This window comes from Actinomadura sp. 6N118, assembly GCF_044326415.1.
Taxonomy (GTDB): domain Bacteria; phylum Actinomycetota; class Actinomycetes; order Streptosporangiales; family Streptosporangiaceae; genus Spirillospora.
Map to the genome: position 1 here is coordinate 303,837 of NZ_JBIRAZ010000006.1, position 20,307 is coordinate 324,143.

Annotated in this window: 21 protein-coding genes; 13 read left to right on the forward strand and 8 right to left on the reverse strand. The window is 68.6% G+C overall.

Annotated elements, in window-relative coordinates; genetic code table 11:
* Positions 1–41 precede the first annotated feature (41 nt).
* The 3 genes from ACH34W_RS17855 to ACH34W_RS17865 form a co-directional block, all read right to left on the reverse strand.
* Positions 42–671, reverse strand: coding sequence for a TetR/AcrR family transcriptional regulator (locus tag ACH34W_RS17855; RefSeq protein ID WP_395962017.1), 630 nt, complete (start codon positions 669–671; stop codon positions 42–44).
* Between the two features lie 82 nt (positions 672–753).
* On the reverse strand, positions 754–1,491 hold the full coding sequence (locus ACH34W_RS17860; protein WP_395962018.1) for a lytic transglycosylase domain-containing protein: 738 nt from the start codon (positions 1,489–1,491) through the stop codon (positions 754–756).
* Positions 1,492–1,625: 134 nt separating this feature from the next.
* Positions 1,626–2,042 carry a MarR family winged helix-turn-helix transcriptional regulator gene (locus ACH34W_RS17865; protein ID WP_395962019.1) on the reverse strand — a complete coding sequence of 139 codons (417 nt, stop codon included), beginning with the start codon at positions 2,040–2,042 and terminating at the stop codon, positions 1,626–1,628.
* A gap of 305 nt (positions 2,043–2,347) precedes the next feature.
* Here ACH34W_RS17865 and ACH34W_RS17870 point away from each other — a divergent pair, with 305 nt between their 5' ends.
* The 10 genes from ACH34W_RS17870 (at position 2,348) to ACH34W_RS17915 (ending at position 12,304) form a co-directional block, all read left to right on the forward strand.
* Complete coding sequence (locus ACH34W_RS17870) at positions 2,348–3,175, forward strand: MlaE family ABC transporter permease (protein ID WP_395962020.1); 828 nt, start codon at positions 2,348–2,350, stop codon at positions 3,173–3,175.
* Positions 3,175–4,029, forward strand: a complete 855-nt coding sequence (locus ACH34W_RS17875) for an ABC transporter permease (RefSeq protein WP_395962021.1) — start codon at positions 3,175–3,177, stop codon at positions 4,027–4,029. The genes ACH34W_RS17870 and ACH34W_RS17875 overlap by 1 nt, the downstream gene beginning before the upstream one ends.
* Positions 4,026–5,117, forward strand: coding sequence for an MlaD family protein (locus ACH34W_RS17880; RefSeq protein WP_395962022.1), 1,092 nt, complete (start codon positions 4,026–4,028; stop codon positions 5,115–5,117). The genes ACH34W_RS17875 and ACH34W_RS17880 overlap by 4 nt, the downstream gene beginning before the upstream one ends.
* A complete protein-coding gene (locus ACH34W_RS17885; protein WP_395962023.1) occupies positions 5,114–6,202 on the forward strand; it encodes an MlaD family protein in 1,089 nt (362 codons plus the stop codon). Before ACH34W_RS17880 ends, ACH34W_RS17885 begins: the two co-directional genes overlap by 4 nt.
* Positions 6,202–7,236 (forward strand): MCE family protein, encoded by a 1,035-nt coding sequence (locus ACH34W_RS17890; protein ID WP_395962024.1) that lies wholly within the window; start codon positions 6,202–6,204, stop codon positions 7,234–7,236. Before ACH34W_RS17885 ends, ACH34W_RS17890 begins: the two co-directional genes overlap by 1 nt.
* Complete coding sequence (locus tag ACH34W_RS17895) at positions 7,236–8,297, forward strand: MCE family protein (RefSeq protein ID WP_395962025.1); 1,062 nt, start codon at positions 7,236–7,238, stop codon at positions 8,295–8,297. The genes ACH34W_RS17890 and ACH34W_RS17895 overlap by 1 nt, the downstream gene beginning before the upstream one ends.
* Positions 8,297–9,373 (forward strand): MCE family protein, encoded by a 1,077-nt coding sequence (locus tag ACH34W_RS17900; RefSeq protein ID WP_395962026.1) that lies wholly within the window; start codon positions 8,297–8,299, stop codon positions 9,371–9,373. The genes ACH34W_RS17895 and ACH34W_RS17900 overlap by 1 nt, the downstream gene beginning before the upstream one ends.
* Positions 9,370–10,683 (forward strand): MCE family protein, encoded by a 1,314-nt coding sequence (locus ACH34W_RS17905; protein WP_395962027.1) that lies wholly within the window; start codon positions 9,370–9,372, stop codon positions 10,681–10,683. The genes ACH34W_RS17900 and ACH34W_RS17905 overlap by 4 nt, the downstream gene beginning before the upstream one ends.
* Before the next feature lie 43 nt (positions 10,684–10,726).
* Positions 10,727–11,737: a hypothetical protein gene (locus ACH34W_RS17910; protein ID WP_395962028.1), complete on the forward strand. Its 1,011-nt coding sequence runs from the start codon at positions 10,727–10,729 to the stop codon at positions 11,735–11,737.
* Positions 11,738–11,836: 99 nt separating this feature from the next.
* Positions 11,837–12,304 (forward strand): MarR family winged helix-turn-helix transcriptional regulator, encoded by a 468-nt coding sequence (locus ACH34W_RS17915; protein WP_395962029.1) that lies wholly within the window; start codon positions 11,837–11,839, stop codon positions 12,302–12,304.
* 28 nt (positions 12,305–12,332) lie between these two features.
* Here ACH34W_RS17915 and ACH34W_RS17920 read toward each other — a convergent pair whose 3' ends face one another.
* Both ACH34W_RS17920 and rpsD read right to left on the reverse strand, forming a co-directional pair.
* Positions 12,333–13,220 carry a TauD/TfdA dioxygenase family protein gene (locus ACH34W_RS17920; RefSeq protein WP_395962030.1) on the reverse strand — a complete coding sequence of 296 codons (888 nt, stop codon included), beginning with the start codon at positions 13,218–13,220 and terminating at the stop codon, positions 12,333–12,335.
* A gap of 100 nt (positions 13,221–13,320) precedes the next feature.
* Entirely contained in the window at positions 13,321–13,929 is a 609-nt protein-coding gene (gene rpsD, locus ACH34W_RS17925) for a 30S ribosomal protein S4 (protein WP_395962031.1), read from the reverse strand.
* An 83-nt stretch (positions 13,930–14,012) separates the two neighbouring features.
* Here rpsD and ACH34W_RS17930 point away from each other — a divergent pair, with 83 nt between their 5' ends.
* Together ACH34W_RS17930 and ACH34W_RS17935 are read left to right on the forward strand one after the other, a co-directional pair.
* Positions 14,013–14,840, forward strand: coding sequence for a DUF2470 domain-containing protein (locus tag ACH34W_RS17930; RefSeq protein WP_395962032.1), 828 nt, complete (start codon positions 14,013–14,015; stop codon positions 14,838–14,840).
* A 217-nt stretch (positions 14,841–15,057) separates the two neighbouring features.
* Positions 15,058–16,245 (forward strand): trans-sulfuration enzyme family protein, encoded by a 1,188-nt coding sequence (locus ACH34W_RS17935; RefSeq protein WP_395962033.1) that lies wholly within the window; start codon positions 15,058–15,060, stop codon positions 16,243–16,245.
* 98 nt (positions 16,246–16,343) lie between these two features.
* Here ACH34W_RS17935 and ACH34W_RS17940 read toward each other — a convergent pair whose 3' ends face one another.
* Positions 16,344–17,516 (reverse strand): DUF5925 domain-containing protein, encoded by a 1,173-nt coding sequence (locus ACH34W_RS17940; RefSeq protein ID WP_395962034.1) that lies wholly within the window; start codon positions 17,514–17,516, stop codon positions 16,344–16,346.
* Between the two features lie 52 nt (positions 17,517–17,568).
* Complete coding sequence (locus ACH34W_RS17945; protein ID WP_395962035.1) at positions 17,569–18,390, reverse strand: 1-acyl-sn-glycerol-3-phosphate acyltransferase; 822 nt, start codon at positions 18,388–18,390, stop codon at positions 17,569–17,571.
* Between the two features lie 176 nt (positions 18,391–18,566).
* Between ACH34W_RS17945 and ACH34W_RS17950 the strand changes: the two genes are divergently transcribed.
* Positions 18,567–19,430 (forward strand): hypothetical protein, encoded by an 864-nt coding sequence (locus ACH34W_RS17950; protein WP_395962036.1) that lies wholly within the window; start codon positions 18,567–18,569, stop codon positions 19,428–19,430.
* 45 nt (positions 19,431–19,475) lie between these two features.
* Here the strand turns inward: ACH34W_RS17950 and ACH34W_RS17955 are convergent, their stop codons facing one another.
* Entirely contained in the window at positions 19,476–20,153 is a 678-nt protein-coding gene (locus ACH34W_RS17955) for a uracil-DNA glycosylase (protein WP_395962037.1), read from the reverse strand.
* Positions 20,154–20,307 lie beyond the last annotated feature (154 nt).

Below are 20,307 nucleotides of genomic sequence, written 5' to 3' on the forward strand. Positions count from 1 at the left end.
CGGGGATTCTCCGTTTGTCTGGGAGCGTTCGGGTAACGAGCCTAGCGCGCGAGGCGGATGAGGATGCGGCAGACCTCGTCAATGATCTCTGTCGCCTCCCCTTCGTCGTCCGCCAGGGCGATCTCCCGCCCTGCCTCGCCGATGACGGTCGTGAGCACGAGGCTCAGCACCTGCGTGGCACGGTCACCGTCATGGCCCCGCAGGAGTTTGGTGTTCTGCCCGATCCACTGGCGGGCGCGGCTGCGGCGCATCAGCGAGAACCCGGACGGCCCTTCGCCGCCGTGGAACAGCCGGGCCGCCTCCCGTTGCTCCCAGCAGACCTCCAGGTATGCGCGGGCCCCGGCGATGAACAGCGTGATCGGGTCGGTCTCGCCCTCCTTGCGGGCGGCGGCCACCGCGCTCGCGGCGCTGCCCTCCTGCTCGCTGGTGAGCTCCTCCCACAGCGCGAGGTAGAGCCCGGCCTTGCCGCCGTAGTGGTGGTAGAGGCTGCCGACGCTGATCCCGGAACGTTCGACGATCTCCGCTATGCCTGCGTCGGCGTAGCCCCGGTCGGCGAAGACCTCCTGCGCCGCGGCCAGCAGCGCCTGCCGGGTCGCGTCCGCCCGTGCCCACTGCCGCCCGCCGGACGCCTCACCTGCGCTGTTCGGCTGGCCCGTCTTGCTGGTCCGCATCTCTCCATCGTCTCGCATGAGCGGCGGCATCAGCGCCACATCCGCGTGGCCATGTCAGTACGCAAACATCTCAGTACGCACGTCAGTACCAGTTGTGCGACTGCCAGAAGGCCCAGGCACCGCACGGGTCCTTGTAGCGGGCCTTGATATAGCCGAGACCCCAGGCGATCTGGGTGGGGGAACTGGTGCGCCAGTCGGAGCCCGCGCTGGCCATCTTGTCTCCAGGGAGGGCCTGCGGGATGCCCCATGCGCCGCTGGACGGGTTTTCGGCACGCTCGTTCCAGTTGCTCTCGTGCTCCCAGAGCGTCTTGAGCGAGGGCCAGCAACGATCCCAGCCCTTGAGCGCGTTCATCTTCTTGCCGAAAGCGCGGTTCTGGGCGGCGCTGGGGTTGGACTTGGCGAGCCGTTCGCGCTCCCGCTGGGCTTCCAGCTTCTTGCGGGCGGCGGCGTCGCGCTTGGCCTTCTCCTTGAGCTCCTTGAGTTCCTTCTGCTGCTGCTCGTACGCGCGCTTCTTGGCCATGGCGATCGCGTCGGCGGCGATCGGGTCCATGTCGGAAGAGCTCAGCTTGGCGAGCATGTCGTTGGCGGTCAGGCCGTCGGCCGCCCCCTTCGGGGTGCTCTTTTGGCCGCTCAGCTCTTCGAGGTCGACCAGCAGCACCGCCGCGAGGATGACGCCGAGGGCCACCACGGTGATCGTGATGTTGCTGGTGAGCACGCGGCGGACCACGCCGGGCCCCCGGGGCTCCGAGGGCATCGGCTGGGAGCGCCGCCGGGAGGAGGACGCCGGGGGGCGTCCACGGGTGCGGTGACTCTGAGGCATGGGAATAGAGTGCCTTATCGCCGGAAATGTGATGCCGTCGACGACTTGATACGCATGCGACGTCACACACGGTTCACACCCGAACGCAGATGCTCACACCCGTGTCGGCACTAGAACTCGGAATCGCTGATCGCCTAGAGCTCGGAATCGCCGATCGCGAGGCGCGCCGGTTGCAGTGCGGTGAAGACGTCCTCATGCATCCCCCCGAGTGCGGCGAGCGCGCCGTCGGGAGCCTCCAGTGCCTTGTTGACCGCTCCCGCACGGTCGAGGCCGGCGTCGGTGATCTGGACCAGCGTGGCGCGGCGGTCATGCGGATGCCGGGCGCGGGTGACAAGGCCCGCTGCCTCAAGCTGGTCAACGGTCAGCTTGACCGACGTGGGGTGCATCATCAGGATCCGCCCGAGTGAGCTCAGCCGGGCCCGGCCGTTGGTGGTGAGCGCCAGAGTCGTGAGCAGGAAGTAGCCGGTCCTGGTCAGATCCAGCTTCTTCAGCTCCGTGTCGAGGGCCTTCTTCACGAGCTGGTTCAGGCGGCTGAGGGAGCAGATGGTCATGAAGGCCCAGGGTTCTCCGGGGAGCCCCTGGCCTTCCCAGCGGTCATGTATGCCCTCGACCAGGGGATCTACGTGGCCTCGCGTCTCGGTTCGCACTGGCTGATCGTAGCTTCGGACAAATCAGGATGTAAGTACTCGCTTCCTAGACCTTCTTCCAATAGAGTGCTCCAGATCACAGGCAGCGCCTGAAGTTGTCAAGCGATGCCAAAGTGCGGCCTGTGGTAATCGGATGGGCGCCAACGTCCGAGACAGAAGGAGGCTGGAGTGACCCTTCCACCTGCCCCCGATGGGGAGGGTTCCGGCTGATGGCCCCGCCTGCTGTTAAGCCTGTTAAGCAGGGCCTTAACAAGGCCCCGGATCTGGCACGCAGACGCGTCGAGCGCACGCTCGACGAGACCGGCCTGCTCGCCGTGACCTTCCTGGAGGGCATCCGCAGGACGTGGGACATCCGCCAGTGGTGGGGCGAGTTCATCGAGCAGTGCTGGTTCCTCGCCCGGGTGACGAGCGTTCCGGTCATGCTGATCGCCGTCCCGCTGGGCGCCACCATCTCGCTTCAGGTGGGCGACATCGCCCGCCAGCTGGGCGCCGCCTCCGGCACCGGCGCGCTGCTGGTCGCCGCGATGATCCAGCAGGTCGCCCCGCTCGCCGCCGCGCTCCTGGTGTCGGGCGTCGGCGGCTCGGCCATCACCTCCGACATGGGAGCCCGCAACATCCGCGACGAGCTCGCCGCGATGGAGGTCATGGGCATCAACCCCGTCCACCGCCTGGTGACCCCCCGGCTGTGGGCGGCGAGCACGGTCTCGATGTTGCTCTGCTCGGTCGTGATCCTGGCCGGGGTCATGGGCGGCTTCTACTTCAACGTCATCCAGCAGGGCGTCAGCCCGGGCGCCTTCTTCGACGGCGCCACCTCCCTGCTGCAGTTCTCGGACCTGCTGATCACCTTGTTCAAAGCCTGGATCTTCGGCTTCATCGCCGCGGCGGTGGCCTGCTACATGGGCATGAACTGCGACTACGGCCCGGTCGGCGTCGGGCGCGCGGTCAACCAGGCAGTGGTGGTCACCTCGATCGTGGTGTTCGCGACCAACTACGTGCTCACCATGCTCTACCAGGTCCTCTTCCCCCCGAGGTTTTGATGGTCGCCATTTCCCCCGTACGCAAGCTCGGCCGGGCGGTCTCGAACCGGTCGGCGGGCCTGATCGCCTCGGCCAACCTCCCGATCTTCCTCGGCCGGGTGCTCTACCACCTGTTCTTCGACATCATCCTGCGGCGCAAGTACGGCAAGACGCTGATGAAGCACGTCAGCGACATCACCATCGGCGTCGGCGCGCTGGTGATCGGCGGCGGCATGATCTTCGTCGTCTCGACGATGTCGCTGGCCACCGGCGCGATGGTCGGCCTGCAGGGGTATCCGGGCCTGGAACGCATCGGCGCGGAGGCGTTCACCGGGCTGGTGGCCAGCTACTCCAACCTCCGCGAGGTAACCCCGATCATCGCCGGGGTCGCGCTCGTCGCCCAGGTCGGCACCGGATTCACCGCCGAACTCGGGGCCATGCGGATCTCCGAGGAGATCGACGCGCTGGAGGTCATGGGCATCAACTCCCTGGCCTACCTGGTGTGCACCCGCGTCGCGGCGGGGGTCATCGCGCTGGTGCCGCTCTACCTGGTCTCGCTGTTCATGGCCTTCTGGGCCACCCGGTTCATCACCATCCAGTACTTCGGCCTCTCGCCCGGCATCTACGACTACTACTTCCACCTCTACCTGCCGCCGATCGACGTGTTCTACAGCGTCATCAAGGTCGCGGTGTTCGCGTTCATCATCATGTTCGTCCACTGCTACCGCGGCTACTACGCGGTGGGCGGGCCGGTGGGCGTCGGAGTCGCGGCGGGCCGGGCGATCCGGGAGTCGACCATCCTCATGATCCTCATGAACCTCGTCCTCTCGTACATCTTCTGGGGGCACGGCAGCACAGTGAGGTTGACCGGATGAGCGAGGAAGCACTCTCCAATACCTCCCGGCTGGCCTTCGGCCTGGTCGGCGGCGGAGTCATCGCCGCCGCCGCCATCTTCGTGGCCGTCGGCTCGCAGCCCGCCACGGGGGGCTCCACCTACTACACCGCGACCTTCGGCCGGGCCGGGCAGGGCCTGGACCCCGGCAAGTCGGACGTGAAGATCCGCGGCATCACGGTCGGCACCGTGCAGAGCGTCCAGCTCGACAAGACCGGCAAGGTCGCCGTGCGGCTGCGGGTCGACAAGGGCGTCAAGGTGGCCGACACGACCAGCGCCCGGATCGAGCCGGTCTCGGTGTTCGGCCCCAAGGACCTGGCGCTGGATCTCGGCGCGCACGAAGTCAACGGACCCTATCTGCGCGACGGCGGCACGATCGCGCAGACCAAGGACCCCCAGGAGCTCTCCGACACCGCCTGGCCCGCCTACCGGCTCACCAAGGCGATCAACGCGCAGGAGGTCGCCGCGATCGTGCGCACGTTCGGCGCCGGGTTGTCCGGGCAGGGACCGGCGCTGCGCCGCACGATCGACAACGGCGGCAAGGTGATCGACGCGGCGCACGCCAACCGCGCGGTGATCCAGGGCCTGATCAACGACATCGGGCTGCTGGGCGGGACGCTCGGCGGCCAGGGCGGCACCTGGACGACGTTCACCCGTGACTTCAACCAGCTCGCACCGGCGCTCAACGGCCGGCCCGACAAGGTCTCGCAGCTCCTGGACGAGTCGGGCGAGCTCGCCGACCGGGTCGGCACGTTCGCCGACCAGCACGGCGGCAACCTGGGCACCTTCATCGACGGGGCGAGCGACGCCGCCCGGGTGATGGCCCGGGAACGCCGCAACGTGCCGGTCCTGCTCGACAGCCTGAACGGGTTCTTCGGCCTGCTGGGGCAGATCATCCGGGTGCCCGGGCCGGAGGGGTCGCTGCTGGCGCAGGCCAGGACGTCGCTGCCGCTGGACCTGTGCGGGATCTTCGTGGACGTGTGCCCGCAGAAGCCGGCGAAGACCGCGTTCGACCAGAGAACGAACCCGAACGCGGCCAACGGCGGGGCGGGAACGGGGGGCCGGCCATGAGCCTGTTCAGCCGCAAGACCGGGCGCGGACCCCAGTGGGGCGTGACGGCCAAGTTCGCCGTCTTCGTCGCGTTCACCGGGCTGCTGACGTTCTTCATCGGCCAGCAGATCCTCGGGACCAGCTTCAACAAGCGCTACGAGCTGACCGCGACCTTCGACGACGTCACCGGGCTGCTGGAGGGCGACATCGTCAAGGTGGCCGGCACGCCGGTCGGCCAGGTCAAGAGCATCAAGGTCGAACGGGGCAAGGCCGTCGTCGGGATGGAGATCGACGACGACGTCCGGGTGCCCGACGACTCGACCGCCGCCATCCGCTGGCGCAACGTGGTGGGCCAGCGGATCGTCTACCTCGAACCCGGCGACAGCCAGGCCAAGCTGACCCCCGGCGCGCGGGTGCCGAAGACGCGGTCGGTGGTGGACCTCGGCGACATCGTCAACAGCCTCGGCCCGATCACCCGCAACCTCGACCCGGTCCAGATCAACAAGATCCTCTTCTCGTTCTCGCAGGCGCTGGACGGCAACGAGCAGAACATCAACCTGATGATCCAGAACCTGGACGGCCTGCTGAAGACGTTCGCCGCCCGCAAGGCGACCATCCGGTCGATGATCGACGACTACGAGACGGTCAGCGGCGCGGTGGCCGTGCGCGACCGCCAGATCGCCGCGAGCGTCGACAACCTCGCCGAGCTGACGAAGGTGTTCGCGAACAACCACAAACTGCTCGAGAACGCGGTCGTCGAGGTCGCCGGCGTCACCACCAACCTCAACCAGGTCCTCGGCGGCAACGACGCGCAGCTCGCCCGGATCGTGGGCAACCTCGGCAAGTTCGCCGAGACGTTCCGGATCAACGTCGACAACCTGGAAAAGATGGTGCAGAACCTCCCGCTGACACTGCGCCAGCTGTTCGCCGCGGCCAACGGCGGGCACTACCTGCGCACGAACGCGCTGTGCCTCAACATCGTGCAGGGACCGTGTCCCTTCCCGATGGAGTTCCCCAAGTCGGATACCGGCTCGCAATCGCAAGGCCCGTCCCAGGCGGACCTGGCCAAGCTCAAGGCGATGCTCACGGGCAAGGGGGGCAGCTGATGGCGCTCAAGTCCCTCCGCGACGTCAACCAGAAGCTTGTCGCCATTGTCTCGCTGTCGGTGCTGGCCGCGGCCTGCGTGTTCGCGTTCGCCGTCGGGCAGCTGCACCTGTTCGAACGCGGCTACACGATGAGCGCGGTGTTCGCCGACACCGCCGGCCTGAAGAAGGGCCAGGACGTCCGGGTCGCCGGCGTCAAGGCCGGCCGGGTCACCGCGGTCGAGCCGGACTTCAAGAACGGCAACGTGATCGTGGAGTGGCACGTGAACGCCGGGATCGACCTCGGCCAGGCCACCCAGGCCGAGATCGCGACCACCACCCTGCTGGGCGGCCGTTACCTGCGGCTCAGCGGTCCCGTGGCCAAGCCGTACATGGCCGATGTGCCCGAGCCGCGGCGGCGGATCCCGCTCAACCGCACCAAGGTCCCGTTCACCGTGCCGGACGCCCTGGAGGGCGCGCAGAACATCGTCGGCAAGCTCGACCAGAGGAGCATCGACAAGCTGCTCACCGAGATCACGAAGATCCAGTCGCCGAGCGCGCCGAAACTCCGGCAGATGCTCGTCAACGTGCAGTCCCTCAGCCGGACCCTGAACGACGCGACGCCCGAGATCCAGAAGCTGATCGAGAACAGCAAGAACATCACCGGCGTGCTGGCGGCCAAGGACGAGAAGCTCAAGCAGATCATCACCGACAGCCAGATCCTGCTGCGGACGCTGATCGAGCGGCGCAACGAGCTGGCGGCCACGATCGGGCAGGGCAGCAGCACGGTCCGCACGTTGTCGAACGTGATCTCCAAACACCAGACCGACCTCAACAGGCTGCTGGACAACCTGCACCTGCTGACCACCCGGCTGGCGCCCAACCTGGACGCGCTCAACACCGACTTCTCGCTGCTGGGCCCGACGTTCACCCAGGTCGCCAACCTCAAGGGCAACGGTCGCTGGATCGAGGGCCTGCTCACCGGGCTCGGGCCGATCCAGCCGCCGGGGCCGATCTCCACCCGGCGTGGCTCGGGCGGCCAGGGCGGAGGCAACTGATGAGATTCCGCAAGCTTGGGATCGTGGGGCTGTGCGCGGTCCTGACGACCTCGCTCGGCGGCTGCTCGGCACTCCCCGGCGCGTCCGGCGGCGACCGGAAGATGACCGTCTACCTGCCCAAGGCCCGTTCCTTCTACAAGGATTCCAAGGTCAAGGTGATGGGCGCCGACGTCGGCCTGGTCGACTCGGTCGAGAACCAGGGCGACAAGGTCAAGGTCACCTTCCACATCCGCGGCGACGTCCCGCTCCCGCAGGGCGTCCAGGCCTCGGTGGTGCCGCTCAACCTGGTCGGCGAGCGCAACCTGGTGCTGCACCCGGCGTGGAAGCCGGGGCAGGCGAAGGAGACCTCGAACGAGATCCCGATCACCCGTACCAGCGTGCCGATCGAGGTGGACGACGCGCTCACCTCGTTCACCAATCTGGCGAACGCGCTCGACCCGACCAAGATGCAGGACGCACTCGGCCAGGCGGCGGACTCGTTCCGGGGCAACGGCAAGGAGTTCAACGCGACGCTGGAGCAGAGCGCGCGGCTCGTGGAGAACGTCGCCGGGCAGGACAAGCAGCTCATCGAGGTCGCGCAGAACCTCGACCGCCTCGCCGGCGTGGTCCGCGGCCGCGAGCAGGTGCTCGGCCAGCTGATCCGCAACTTCGGTGAGGCGACCCGGGTGCTGAGCGCCGAACGCGGCGACATCCAGGACCTCATCACCGGGATCCTGGAGCTGTCCAAGAACGGCGACAAGCTCATCCAGAAGTACAAGGGCCAGCTGCCGTACGACCTGGCGGTGCTCACCAAGGTCGCGCTCGTGCTCAAGGGCAACTCCAAGCAGCTGGCACTCCTGCTCAACGCCCTTCCGGGGATCGGTGAGGCGCTCATCGGCGGTTACAACCCCGGCAACAAGTCGCTGCAGATCCGCTTCGCCACCGACGCGTTCCTGCGCACCTGGCTCAAGGGCCTGCTCAAGACGGACGACGTGAACTGCCCGCTGCCCAAGCCCAACTCGAACTGTCCCTGGCAGAACGGGCAGCAACAGAACGGGCAGCAGCGGAACGGAGGCAACTGATGAGGCGGCCGTTCACACGCAGGTTGCCGTTCGTCGTGCTCGCCGCCGTGCTGGTGCTGACGGGCTGCTCGTACAAGACGGCCGGTGCGCCCAGCGGCGGGCTCACCCTGCACGCCACGTTCACCGACGTCCAGGGTCTGGTCGCCGGGCACAGCGTGCAGATGGCGGACGTCAAGGTCGGCAGCGTCACCAAGGTCGAGCTCGACAAGGCGACCTACCGGTCCCGCGTCACCCTGTCCATCAAGGACGGCATCCAGGTCCCGCGGAACATCAACGCGGAGATCAAGGTCACCTCCCTGCTCGGCGAGAACTTCGTCGACCTGCAACTCCCGCCGGGCGGCAGGCTCGACCAGGGCCCGTACCTGGCCAGCGGCAACGACATCGGCCGGACCAGCGTCCAGCCCGCGTTCGAAGAGGTCGTCGGGCAGACCGGCCCGCTGCTCAAGGCGCTGGCCGGCAACGACGTCGCGACCGTGGTCAACGCCGGGGCGACCGCGCTGGACGGCAACGGCCAGAAGCTCAACACCCTGATCGCCAAGTCGGGAGACCTGCTGAAGGTCTTCGCCGACCAGCGGCAGCAGCTGGGCACGGCGGTCGACCAGTTCGCCAAGCTCGGCAACTCGCTGGCCAAGGGCAGTGACGATCTGGAACGGGCACCGGTGGAGCTGGAGAAGACCACCCGGCTGCTGCGCGAGAACAAGGAGAAGATCCTCAGCGTCGTCGCGCGGCTGACCCGGATGGCCCGCGAGCTCAACGACAAGGTCCTCGAAGGCCGCGTGCTGCGCCTCAAGGGCCTGCTGCGCGACCTGGACCCGGTGCTGGCCCAGCTGGGCAACAACCGCAAGCGGCTGACCGACCTCGTCAACGGCCTGGTCGTCTTCACCGACAAGCTCCCCAAGGCGAGCTACGACGGCCAGCTGCTGCTCTATCCGCTGCTACGGCTCGTGTGGCCGGACGGGAGCCCGGTCATTCCAGGGCTGCCCGGCAACAACGAGAACACCGGGGCGACCAAGGTGCCCAAGGAACTGCGGGGCGCCCTGCCGGACCTCGACAAGATGCTGAGGACGCCGCGATGACCAGACGCCTCACGATCAACCTCGGCGTGTTCGCCCTCCTCGCCGTCGTCATGGTGGTCTGGGCGTTCAACAACGTCATCCGGTTCGACTTCATCGACCGGCCGTACCACATCACCGTCGAGTTCCAGTCCTCGCCCGGCCTGCATCCCAACTTCGAGGTCGACTATCTCGGCACCCGGATCGGCAAAATCGACTCGGTCAAGCTGCAGAAGGACAAGGTCGTCGTCAAGCTCGACATCGAGAAGGGTGTCGAGATCCCGCAGGGCGTCACCGCGCAGGCGGCGCGCAAATCGGCCGTCGGCGAGCCCGTCGTCGAGCTCACGCCGCCGGCCGGGGTCAATCCGGACGGGCCGAAGATGAAGGCCGGCACCGTCATCCCGGTGTCGCAGACGAAGGTCCCGCCCAAGTACGGCGACCTCTTCGGCGCGGTCATCGACACGCTGAAGGCCATCAAGCCCGAGGACGCCCAGGTCCTCACGCACGAGCTGGCCGAGGGCTGGTCCGGCCGCGAGAACTCGCTCCGCCAGATCATCGCCGGCAGCGACCAGCTCTCCGCCACGTTCGCAGAGAACAGCGAGCTCCTGGACGGTCTCACCAAGGACCTCGGCAGGGTCACCCGCGTGCTCGCGCAGAACCGCGGCAGCCTGGCCGCCGGCATCGACAACGTCGCCGCCCTGACCGCCGCCCTCAGCGAGGTTCGCGGCGAGCTCACGCAGCTGCGCGACGATGGCCCGCAGCTGCTCAGAACCTTCAACGCCCTGCTGGACGAGTCGGGCAACGACCTCGAATGCTCCATTGACTCGCTCGGTACCCTCGGGATCACCAAGCACAACCCCACCGCGCTCCCCGACCTGCGCGACACCCTCCGCCAGGCGCCCGCGCTGAAGAACGTGCTCGACAACATCATCGGCACCGACCAGGGCAAGCCGGTGCTCAACGTGGTCTTCCTGGTCACCCTCAGGAAGACGGCCACGCTGGAGTACAAGTACCCGCTGCCGCAGCCCACCGTGAACAAGATTCCCAACTGCCCGGACGGGCGGGACCCGATCAAGACCAAGCAGAAGCCCTACAAGTCCAAGAACCCCGGCCAGACGATCCCGACCCATGACCCGTCGGTGCAGAAGGCGGCGGACATGAAGGCAAAGAATGCCGCGAATCAGTCGGCGGACTCTGACGGCGGGCCGCCCGCTTGGCTAATCTACGTCCCCCCGCTCCTTGCGCTCTTGGTGCTGATCAAGGTCATGATGGGCTCGGTGCCCGTCGTGTCCCGCATCGGCAGACTGCGCCGCCGCGGTGACCAGGACGACTGATTCCGACCTGAGACGACTGATTCCGACCCGAGGAGTACCCCAAGTGACAGCCAAGACCTCCAAGGACGTCACCGAGGAGAGCGACGGCACCGGGGCGGACGAGACCGTGGCCGGCGAGGTCGAGGAGACCGAGGAGACCGAGGAGACGGCCCCCAAGCCGGCCGCCAAGCGCAAGCGCCGCGTGCGGGTCATCGAGGTGCTCGAGGACGAGGATCTGGACGAGGTGCTCGAGTCCCTCGAGAACGAGGACGAGGACGAGGACGAAGAGCCCGCCCCCAGGAAGAAGCCCGCCGCCAAGACGACCACGGCCAAGAAGGCGACCACGGCCACGAAAACGGCCACGGCCAAGAAGGCCAAGCCGCCGGTCGAGATCATCGAGGCGGAGGACGAGGAGGCCGAGGAAGCCGAGGAAGAGCCCGAGCCCAAACCCGCCCGGCGCACGTCCGCAGCGGCGAGCAGTGCAGAGCCGGCCCTTCTCGGCCTGCCCCGCAACGCGGCGATCGTGGTCGTCGTCCTGGTGGCGCTGCTGGCGAGCGTGGCCATCTGGCAGTGGCGCAGCGCGAGCGGCGCGGCCGGGGAGAAGGACGAGCGCGCGGCCGTCGTCGCCCGGGCATCGGCCTTCGGGGACCTCGCGACCTCCTACAACGCCACCAACTACCAGAGCCAGATGGACAAGATCCAGAAGCTCATGGCGGGCGACCTGCTGGAGAGGTACAAGAGCTCAACGGCCCAGACCCTGCCGCAGGCGTTCAAGACCAGCCCCCAGGCCGCCCTCACGTCCAAGACCAAGCAGGTCTATGTGGGGAGCGTCGACGGCAAGTTCGCGACCGTCGTGGTCGCCGTCGACATCACGGTGAGCGACGGCAAGAGCCAGAACTCGGCGCCGCAGAGCCTCATCCGGCTGTCCCTCGTCAAGGAGGGCGGCGAGTGGAAGGTCAGCCAGATGAGCGCCTCGGGTGACGACGGCTCGGGATCCGGCTCACTGCCAGGCGTGCCCAGCGGGCAGCAGACCCCGCAGCCCAAGAGCGAACCGACCGAGAAGCCCAAGAACTGATCGCCCGGCGCGGCGAGTTCTGACCTCGAAGCGGCGCCCCGTACGGCATAACTGGAAGCCGTACGGGGCGTTCGCACGTTCCGCTCAAGGGGGTGGCGCATGGAGAGCGTTGGTTGGGACCCCGTGGTCCACGAGTTCGGCGAGCTCCTGGGCGCCACGGCGGCGCTGGAGCGGATCGCGGCCCGCGAGCTCGAACGGCGCTGCGGGCTCAGGCACGCCGCGTTCGAGGTGCTCCTGAACCTGTCCAGGGCCGGCGCGGACCTGCCCACCATGGGCGAGCTGGCCGACCGGCTGATCCTGACCAGCGGCGGCATGACACGGCTGATCGACCGCATGGAGAACGCAGGCCTCGTCCAGCGGTCTCCCGCGCCGGACGACCGCCGCCGCCAGCTGGTAGGGCTGACCGAGGCCGGGCATGCCAAGTTGGCGGAGGCCGTCCGCGTCCACACTGAGACGCTCCGGCGGCACTTCTCAGGACCGCTGGAAGACGACGCCTACCGCCACCTGGTTGACGCCCTCACCACCCTCCGCCGCCACGCGCGGGACGAACTCGGCACACTCCACTAAGCCCTGGCCGACTACAGATAGCCGCCAACTACAGATACCGAGCTGCGGCGGCTTCGGCAGGCGCGTCGTCGCCGGTGACGCCGTTCGGGCCCGTTGGGACACCGCTGTCGATAGAGGTGGGGGCCATGAAGGTGACGCGGTGCATCTTGCGGCGCTGGGTGTAGTCGGCGACCGCGTAGTGCTGGGTGGGCCGGTTGTCCCAGAAGGCGAGGGTGCCGACGCGCCACTTGAGGCGCACCTGGAACTGCGGGTCGCGGACGGCGTCGAACAGCAGGGGCAGGATCGCCTCGTTCTCACGGCGCGACAGCCCGATCAGGCGGGTCACCGAGGAGCGGTTGACGTACAGCGCCTTGCGGCCGGTCTCCGGGTGGACGCGGACGACCGGGTGGACCTGCGGCGGATTCTTGTCCTGCATCTCGCGCAGGTCGAAGCGGTGGCCCTTGTCGATGGCCTTGGAGATGGACATCGTCAGGTCGTGCTCGGCGTACAGCTCGTCGCACAGGCGCTGGAGCCAGGGCGCGAGCGAGTCGTACACCATGTACATGTTGGCCCAGTTGGTGTCGCCGCCGACCTCGGGCAGGATGACCGCGCGCAGCAGCGAGCCGGTCGGCGGGCGCCTCATGAAGGTGTTGTCGGAGTGCCACTGGTCGCCGCCCTCGCCCTTGGGCGCGGTCTGGTCGAGTATGTGGATGGCGCCGCCGTCGAGGTTCATCTTCGGGATGTCGAGGGTCCCGAAGTTCATCGCGAACGCCTCGTGCTGCGCGTCGTCGATGTGCTGGTCCCGGAAGAACAGCACGCAGTGGTCGAGCAGACCCTGGCGGACGATCTGGACCTGCTCCTCGTCGAGGGGCTTGGCCAGGTCGATGCCGGTGACCTCGGCGCCGATGTTCGCGGTGACGGGGTGGAATTCGATCATTGTCCTGAGGCCTCCATCGGATGCAGCCAAGCAATCGCTAGGTTGATGCTAACCGATGGAGGCCCGCCCGCCACACCCCCACCCAGCACCCTGCCCGTCGTTACCGGGAGTAGTGCTCGACGACGAGCTGCTCGTCGCAGATCACCGGGATCTCCGAGCGCTCCGGCAGGCGGGTGAACTGAGCGGCGAGGGCGTCGTGGCGCACGTCCAGGTAGCCCGGCACCTTCTCGGTGTGGACGCCGGTCGCGGCCACCTGGAACGGCTCCATGGAACGGCTGCGCTCGGCGATCGTGATGACGTCGCCCGGGCGCAGGCGGTACGAGGGGCGGTCCACCCGGCGGCCGTTCACCAGGATGTGCCGGTGCACGACGAACTGGCGGGCCTGGTAGATCGTGCGGGCGAAGCCGGCGCGCAGCACCAGCGCGTCCAGGCGGCGCTCCAGGTCGACGATCAGTGCCTCGCCGGTCTTGGCGCCCTTGACCTTGGTGGCCTTGGCGAACGCGTTGCGCAGCTGCACCTCGCGGATGTTGTACTGCGCGCGCAGGCGCTGCTTCTCGCGCAGACGGATCTTGTAGTCGGACTCGTTCTTGCGGGCCCTGCCGTGCATGCCGGGCGGATACGGGCGGGCCTCGAAGTACTTGACGCTCTTCGGGGTCAGGGGGATGCCGAGGGCCCGGGACAGCCGGACCTTCGGGCGGGGGTTGTTCATTGTCCTCCTTTGATGGTTAGGTGAACCTTAGTTAGGTGAGCCTAACCTACAATCTCAGGTCATTCAGCGGCAGGGAGGCGCGCGTGAAACGCTCGATGGGACGGCCGGGCGCAGGACATTCGGGCGCAGGACGTCCGGGGGCGGGACGTCCGGGCGCGGCGGAGAGGGCGCGAACCCTGGCCTATGGGGTGGCCGACGGGGTGCTGGCGGTGCCCGGCGTGCCGTATGCGCCGGTCACGGCGCACGCCACCGATGAGAACGGCCGTCCGCTGCTGCTCATTCCCGCGAACTCGCCCGTCGCCGTGGCGTTGCAGGGAGAGCCGGACCTGCCCGCGACCCTCCGGATCTCCGACGTCGCCCCGGTGGCGCTGCCCGACCGCGTGCGTGGCCGGGCATGGCTGCACGGCTGGCTCACCGAGATCCCTGCGGAGGGGCGCCGGGACGCGGCACTCATACTGTCCAGACTGCATCCCCGCCCTGAACTCCTCGATCTGGCCGGCAACAAGGAGTGGACCGTCCTGGCCCTGGAGATCGCCGAAGTCGAGATCGACGACCCGTGGGGAACGGCGACTCTGGAGCCGGAGGAGTACGAGGCCGCCGCGCCCGACCCGTTCGTCGCGATCGAGGCGGGCATCCTCGAACACCTCGACGAGGCGCACCGGCCCGAGCTCGCGGCCCTGGTCGGCGACCGGGTCGGCACCGGAGGGCCGACGCCGGGCCCCGGCGGGCAGACGCCCGTCATCCGGCCGCTCGCGCTGGACTCTTACGGGATGTGGCTCCGGTGTACGTATGTCGCCCGGCCGGACACCGGCGAGCCGTTCGATCTGCGCGTGGTCTTCCCCGAGCCTGTCCGGGACCTCCACACCCTCCGATGCGTCTACCGCAGGATGCTCGCGCCCCAGGCGTCGTGAACGATGCCGGACGGCGGTCCGGTTGCGTGGTGCGATGCCGTGGTCTCCCGGATGTGGAGACGGCGCGTTCCGCGCGATGCTCGGGTTTCGGCTGTGGGCCGCCTCTGCTGCGGGGTGCGGAGGCGGCCCCGGTCCCGTTCAAGGCCCCGGTCCCGTTCCAAGCCACATTCCGGAATTGGACCTGTGCGGTTTCCCTGACCTGGCCGAGGGTGGAGCCATGAGCACCGAACACGCAGATACCCGTGTCGTCCACACCTCCGTCGTCCAGCCCGTAGGCAGCCGTCCGCTGAGCGTGCCGATCTACCAGGGTCACCTGTTCGCCTTCGACTCCGCCGACGACATGGCCGCCGCGTTCGACGGGCCTCAGGGAGCCTTCTTCTACAGCCGCCTGGGCAACCCCACGGTCCGCGCGTTCGAAGACGCCATCGCCGAACTGGAGGGCGGCGCAGGTGCGCTTGCCGCCGCGTCCGGGATGGGCGCGATCAACGCCGTCCTGATGTCGTTGCTGCAGTCCGGCGACCATGTGATCGCGCAGTCGTGCCTGTACGGGGGCACGTACGCCCTCCTGAAAGACCTCACCGAGCGCTGGGGCGTCGAGGTCACCTACGTGACCGGCGAGGACCCCGCCGAGGTACGGGCGGCGCTGCGGCCCGAGACACGGATGCTCTACCTGGAGACGATCGCCAACCCGACCACCCAGGTCGCGGACCTGCCCGCGCTGATCGCCGAGGTGCGCGACGCCGCGGACGTGCGCACGGTCGTCGACAACACGTTCGCCACCCCGCTGCTCTGCCGCCCGATCGAGCACGGCGCGGACATCGTCGTGCACTCCGCCACCAAGTTCCTGGGCGGTCACTCCGACATCGTCGGCGGCGTCTCGGTCTTCGCCGACGAAGCCGTGCACCGCAGGGTCTGGGACCACGCCACCGAGCTGGGCGCCACCGCCGACCCGTTCGCCGCCTGGCTGGCGATCCGCGGCCTGGCCACCGTGGCGCTGCGCGTCGCGAGGCAGAACGAGACGGCGCTGGACCTGGCCCGCCGCATCTCGGCCCACCCCGCCGTGACGCAGGTCAATTACCCCGGCCTGGCCGAGCACCCGCAGCACGAGGTGGCGCAGCGGCTGCTGGGCGGACGCGGCGGCGGAGTGTTGTCGTTCGAGCTCGCCGGTGGGCGCGAGGCCGGCCGTACGTTCATCGAGGCCGTACGGCTGGTGTCGCTCACGCCCTCACTCGGTGACGTCAAGACGCTGGTGATGCACCCGGCAAGCACCTCGCACCGGCAGCTCGACGCCGAGGCTCTGGCCGCCGCCGGAATCGGCGAGGGGACGGTGCGGATGGCCGTCGGCATCGAGCACGCCGACGACCTCTGGTCCGACGTCGAGCAGGCCCTCGCCAAGCTCGGCTGATCCGCCGACCAGAGAAACCAGGTCAGAGAAAACAGGTCAGAAACAGCCGGTCGGAGACAGCCGGTCGGAGACAGAAGCCGGTCAGAGATAGAAGCCGGTTACAGATAGAAGCCGGTCGCAGAGGTGGGAGCGCTTTCGGTGACGGGGCGCTTCTCACCCTTGCGCAGGGCGGCCACCTCGGCCAGGGTCGCACCGCCGCTGCCGATCTCCGACGCATGGTCGGCGTCGTCGCCGCCGAGCCAGGAGACGGCCTCGGCCTGGGTCAGCGACCCGACCTCGATCTGCGCGAGGCAGCGTCCTGGACGGACGACCGCCGGGTGCAGCCGCGCCAGGTCCTCGTTGGTGGTGATGGCCACCAGCACGTCACGTCCCTGGCCCAGCATGCCGTCGGTGAGGTTGAGCAGCCGGGACAGCCCCTGCCCGGCCGCGTCCTTGGCCTCGCCGCGGATCAGCTCGTCGCAGTCCTCCAGGATGAGCAGCCGCCAGCGCCGGTTGTCCTCGTCCTCGTCGTAGCCGACGGCGACCTGCATGAGGTAGCTGGGCGTTCCGAACAGCGACTCGGGGTCGAGCACGCAGTCGGCCTGGCACCACTCGTCCCACGACCGCGCGAGCGCCCGCAGCGCCGTGGTCTTGCCGGTGCCGGGCGGGCCGTGCAGGAGCAGCAGCCGGCCCGCGACCTCGTCCCGGCGCAGGCTCATCACCTGGTCGAACGCCTCGGCCACGCGACGGGTGTAGTTGACCCGGATGTCCTCCCAGCGGTCGGCCGAGATCGCCCGCTCGGTACGGACCGGGCCGCGCTGCCCCGTGTGCCAGAAGCCCATCTGCACGTTGGTGTCGTCGGTCTTGGGCGGCTCGGTGGCGTCGAGCGTGCACTCGGCCATGATGGACTCTGCCAGCTCGGCGGAGACGGCCGAGACGGCGAGGTAGGCGGAGCCGTGCTTCCACCGGTTGGTGAGCAGCGTCCAGCCGTCACCCTCGTACAGCACGGACTCCTTGCCCTTCTCGTGGGCGACGCGGATCACCTTGCCCTTGGCGGCGGGGCGCAGCGGGGCGTCGGCCTTGACGTGGTCCAGCTGGAGGGACCGCGAGCAGGGCTGCACGCCGGACGCGAACGGGCGCAGCGACAACACGTCCATGACGTCGGCGGGCGAGTTGCTGTCGGAAAGATTGAGCACTACGGGCAGCGTCAGGTCGGCCCCCGGGGCGGTCTGCTCCTCGTGGGGCTCGACGAGATGCAGGATCTCCTGCGGCCTCTCCCGTGACGTGGTCATGCATCGATGATCAGGCGAGGAGGAGGCGCGCGTCCAACGAATTACCTGCCGTTCAGGAGCCGGACTCCTCGACCTTGCCCTTGGGGCCGCCAGCCTCGGCGGCCTTCTGCGCCTCGCGGGCCTCGCGGGCGGCCTGCCGGTCGGCGGCCTCTTTGGCGTCGAGCTCGGCGGCCTCCTCCGGGGTGGGGGCCGAGCCGCCCAGGTAGGCCGGCTGCCACCAGGTCTCTTCGGCCTTGGGGACCTCGGGATACTCGCGCTGCGCCTTCTCCAGGAGCTCCGACATCCGGGCGTGCAGCTCCTCGGTGACCTTGTCGTAGTCGTCGCCGCGCTTGGGATACATCGGCTCGCCGACGAGGATGGTGACCGGCACGTTGCGCTGGAACAGCCGCTTCTTGTGCCCCTTGGTCCACAGCCGCTGCGGCCCCCAGATGGCGATCGGGATGAGCGGCACCTTCGAGGCGACCGCCATCCGTACCGCGCCGCTCTTGATTTCCTTGACCGTGAACGACCGGCTGATCGTGGCCTCGGCGAAGACTCCGATGATCTCGCCGCTCTTGAGCGCGGTCAGCGCCGCCTTGTAGGAGGCGGCCCCGGCCTGCCGGTCGACCGGGATGTGATGCATGCCGCGCATCAGCGGCCCGGCGATCCGGTTGTCGAAGATCTCCTTCTTCGCCATGAACCGGACCAGCCGGCCCGCCGGGTGCGTCGCCAGCCCGGCGAAGATGAAGTCGAGGTAGCTCACGTGGTTGCTGACCAGCACCGCGCCACCGGTGCTCGGGATCTTCTCGGTCCCCTCGAGGCGGAACTTCAGATTCAGCGCCTTGAAGAAGCCCAGCGCCGCCTTGATCACCGGTGGATACACGATTTCGGACATGGATGAACCGTACCCGTGCACACGATGATCAGCGAGCAGACGCGATGCATCCCACATCGGGCCCGATCTCTGAGAGGCTTAGGGCGGCTCCCCGCCGAAGCCGGTCCTTTGAAAGGCTGGTTGGGCGGGGGCTGTTATCGCCAGGAATGTGATCTGTGATCCGGTGAGGAGAGGGGATGAGCATGGAACCGTTGGACGCGGCCGTGGACGTGCATGCGCTCATCCGGGACCTTCTGCCGGTGGTGGCGCCGAGCGCCTGGTTCGACCCGGGCACCTCCGAGGTCGTGCTGCCGGTGGGCCGGTCGGAGGCGCGCGCGTCCAGCTGGACCGTGCTGGAACGATGCGCCCGGGAGCCGCGCGAGATCTGGCCCCGGGTGATCGATGACTGGCTCCGCGAGGTCGGCGACCGGGCCTTCCTGGCGGTCGGCGAGATGGAGCTGTTCGGTGACGTGCGCGAGCTGCTGCGGCTGCGCATCGTGCCCAAGCTCGCGCCGCGCGACCGCGAGGGCCTGGTGGTGGTCCCGGCAGGCGACCACTTCGACGCGATGGTCATGATCGAGCACCCGCGCTACGGAGGCCCGCTCACCAAGGCCCGCGCGGGCCTGCTGGGACTGCGCAAGCTGGGCTACGTGATGACCAACACGCACGACCGCGAGCTGGCCGACGTCGAGGTCCGCGACCAGCCGCTGCTGCCCGGCGAGAACGTGCGCGTCGTGACCAAGCCGGGCAGCCGGTACGTGTCGGCGTTGCTCAGCGAGGTCGAGCAGTTCCTGCCGCGCCACAACGAGAACGGCGCGCTAGTGGGGGTGCCCTGCCACAGCACCCTGCTGCTGTACCCGATCACGTCCACCGCCGTCCGGGACGTTCTGCCCATCTTCGCCGACGTGGTCGCCGAGATGCATGCCGACGCCGAAGACCCGTGCGCGAACGGCGTCTACTGGAGCCACGGCGAGCGCAGGCTCACCCCGCTGCCGCCCCTGGAGCAGACCAACGGCTCAGGCGAGTTCGCAGCGCTGCTCCGCCGCCTCCCCGAGGCCTGACCGAGCGAGGGCACTTCCCAGCTAGAGCAGTTTTCAGCTAACCAGTTAAGGCAATTTCCAGTCGACCGGCGGAGCGCCTTGTTGCTCCAGGAGCTGGTTGGCGCGGCTGAACGGGCGGGAGCCGAAGAAGCCGCGGTCGGCTGACATCGGGCTCGGGTGTGCGGACTCGATGCACGGGACGGCGCCCAGCATGGGCTTGAGGTTGCGGGCGTCGCGGCCCCACAGGATCGCCACCAGCGGGCGGCCTCGGGCTGCGAGGGCGCGGATGGCCTGCTCGGTGACCTCCTCCCAGCCCTTGCCGCGGTGCGAGCCGGGCTTGCGCGGCGCCACGGTCAGCGACCGGTTGAGCAGGAGCACGCCCTGCTCGGTCCAGGGGGTCAGGTCGCCGTTGGACGGCTCGGGATGGCCGAGGTCGGCGCAGTACTCCCGGTAGATGTTGATGAGGCTGCCGGGCAGCGGCCGTACGTCGGGCGCCACCGAGAAGCTGAGCCCGACCGGGTGCCCGGGGGTGGGGTAGGGGTCCTGTCCGACGATCAGCACCCGCACGTCGTCGAAGGGCTGGGTGAAGGCCCGCAGGATGCGGTCCCCGGCGGGGAGGTAGCGGCGGCCGGCCGCGACCTCGCCGCGCAGGAAGTCGCCTGCGGCGGCGATCCGGTCGGCCACGGGCTCCAGCGCCGTCGCCCAGCCGGCCTCGACGATTTCCGAGAGTGGTCGTCCCGTCATGGACGTCCACCCTAGTGCCGCGATCTTGGTGGCGTTCGCCGAACGGAGTCCGTTCCAGATGATGGAAGGTCATTGACCACAAGCGGACGGTAAGTGGGGAAAGCTTCCAACGTTCCACCAGTGGGCCGTGCTGATGACGGCGGTGAAACGCCCT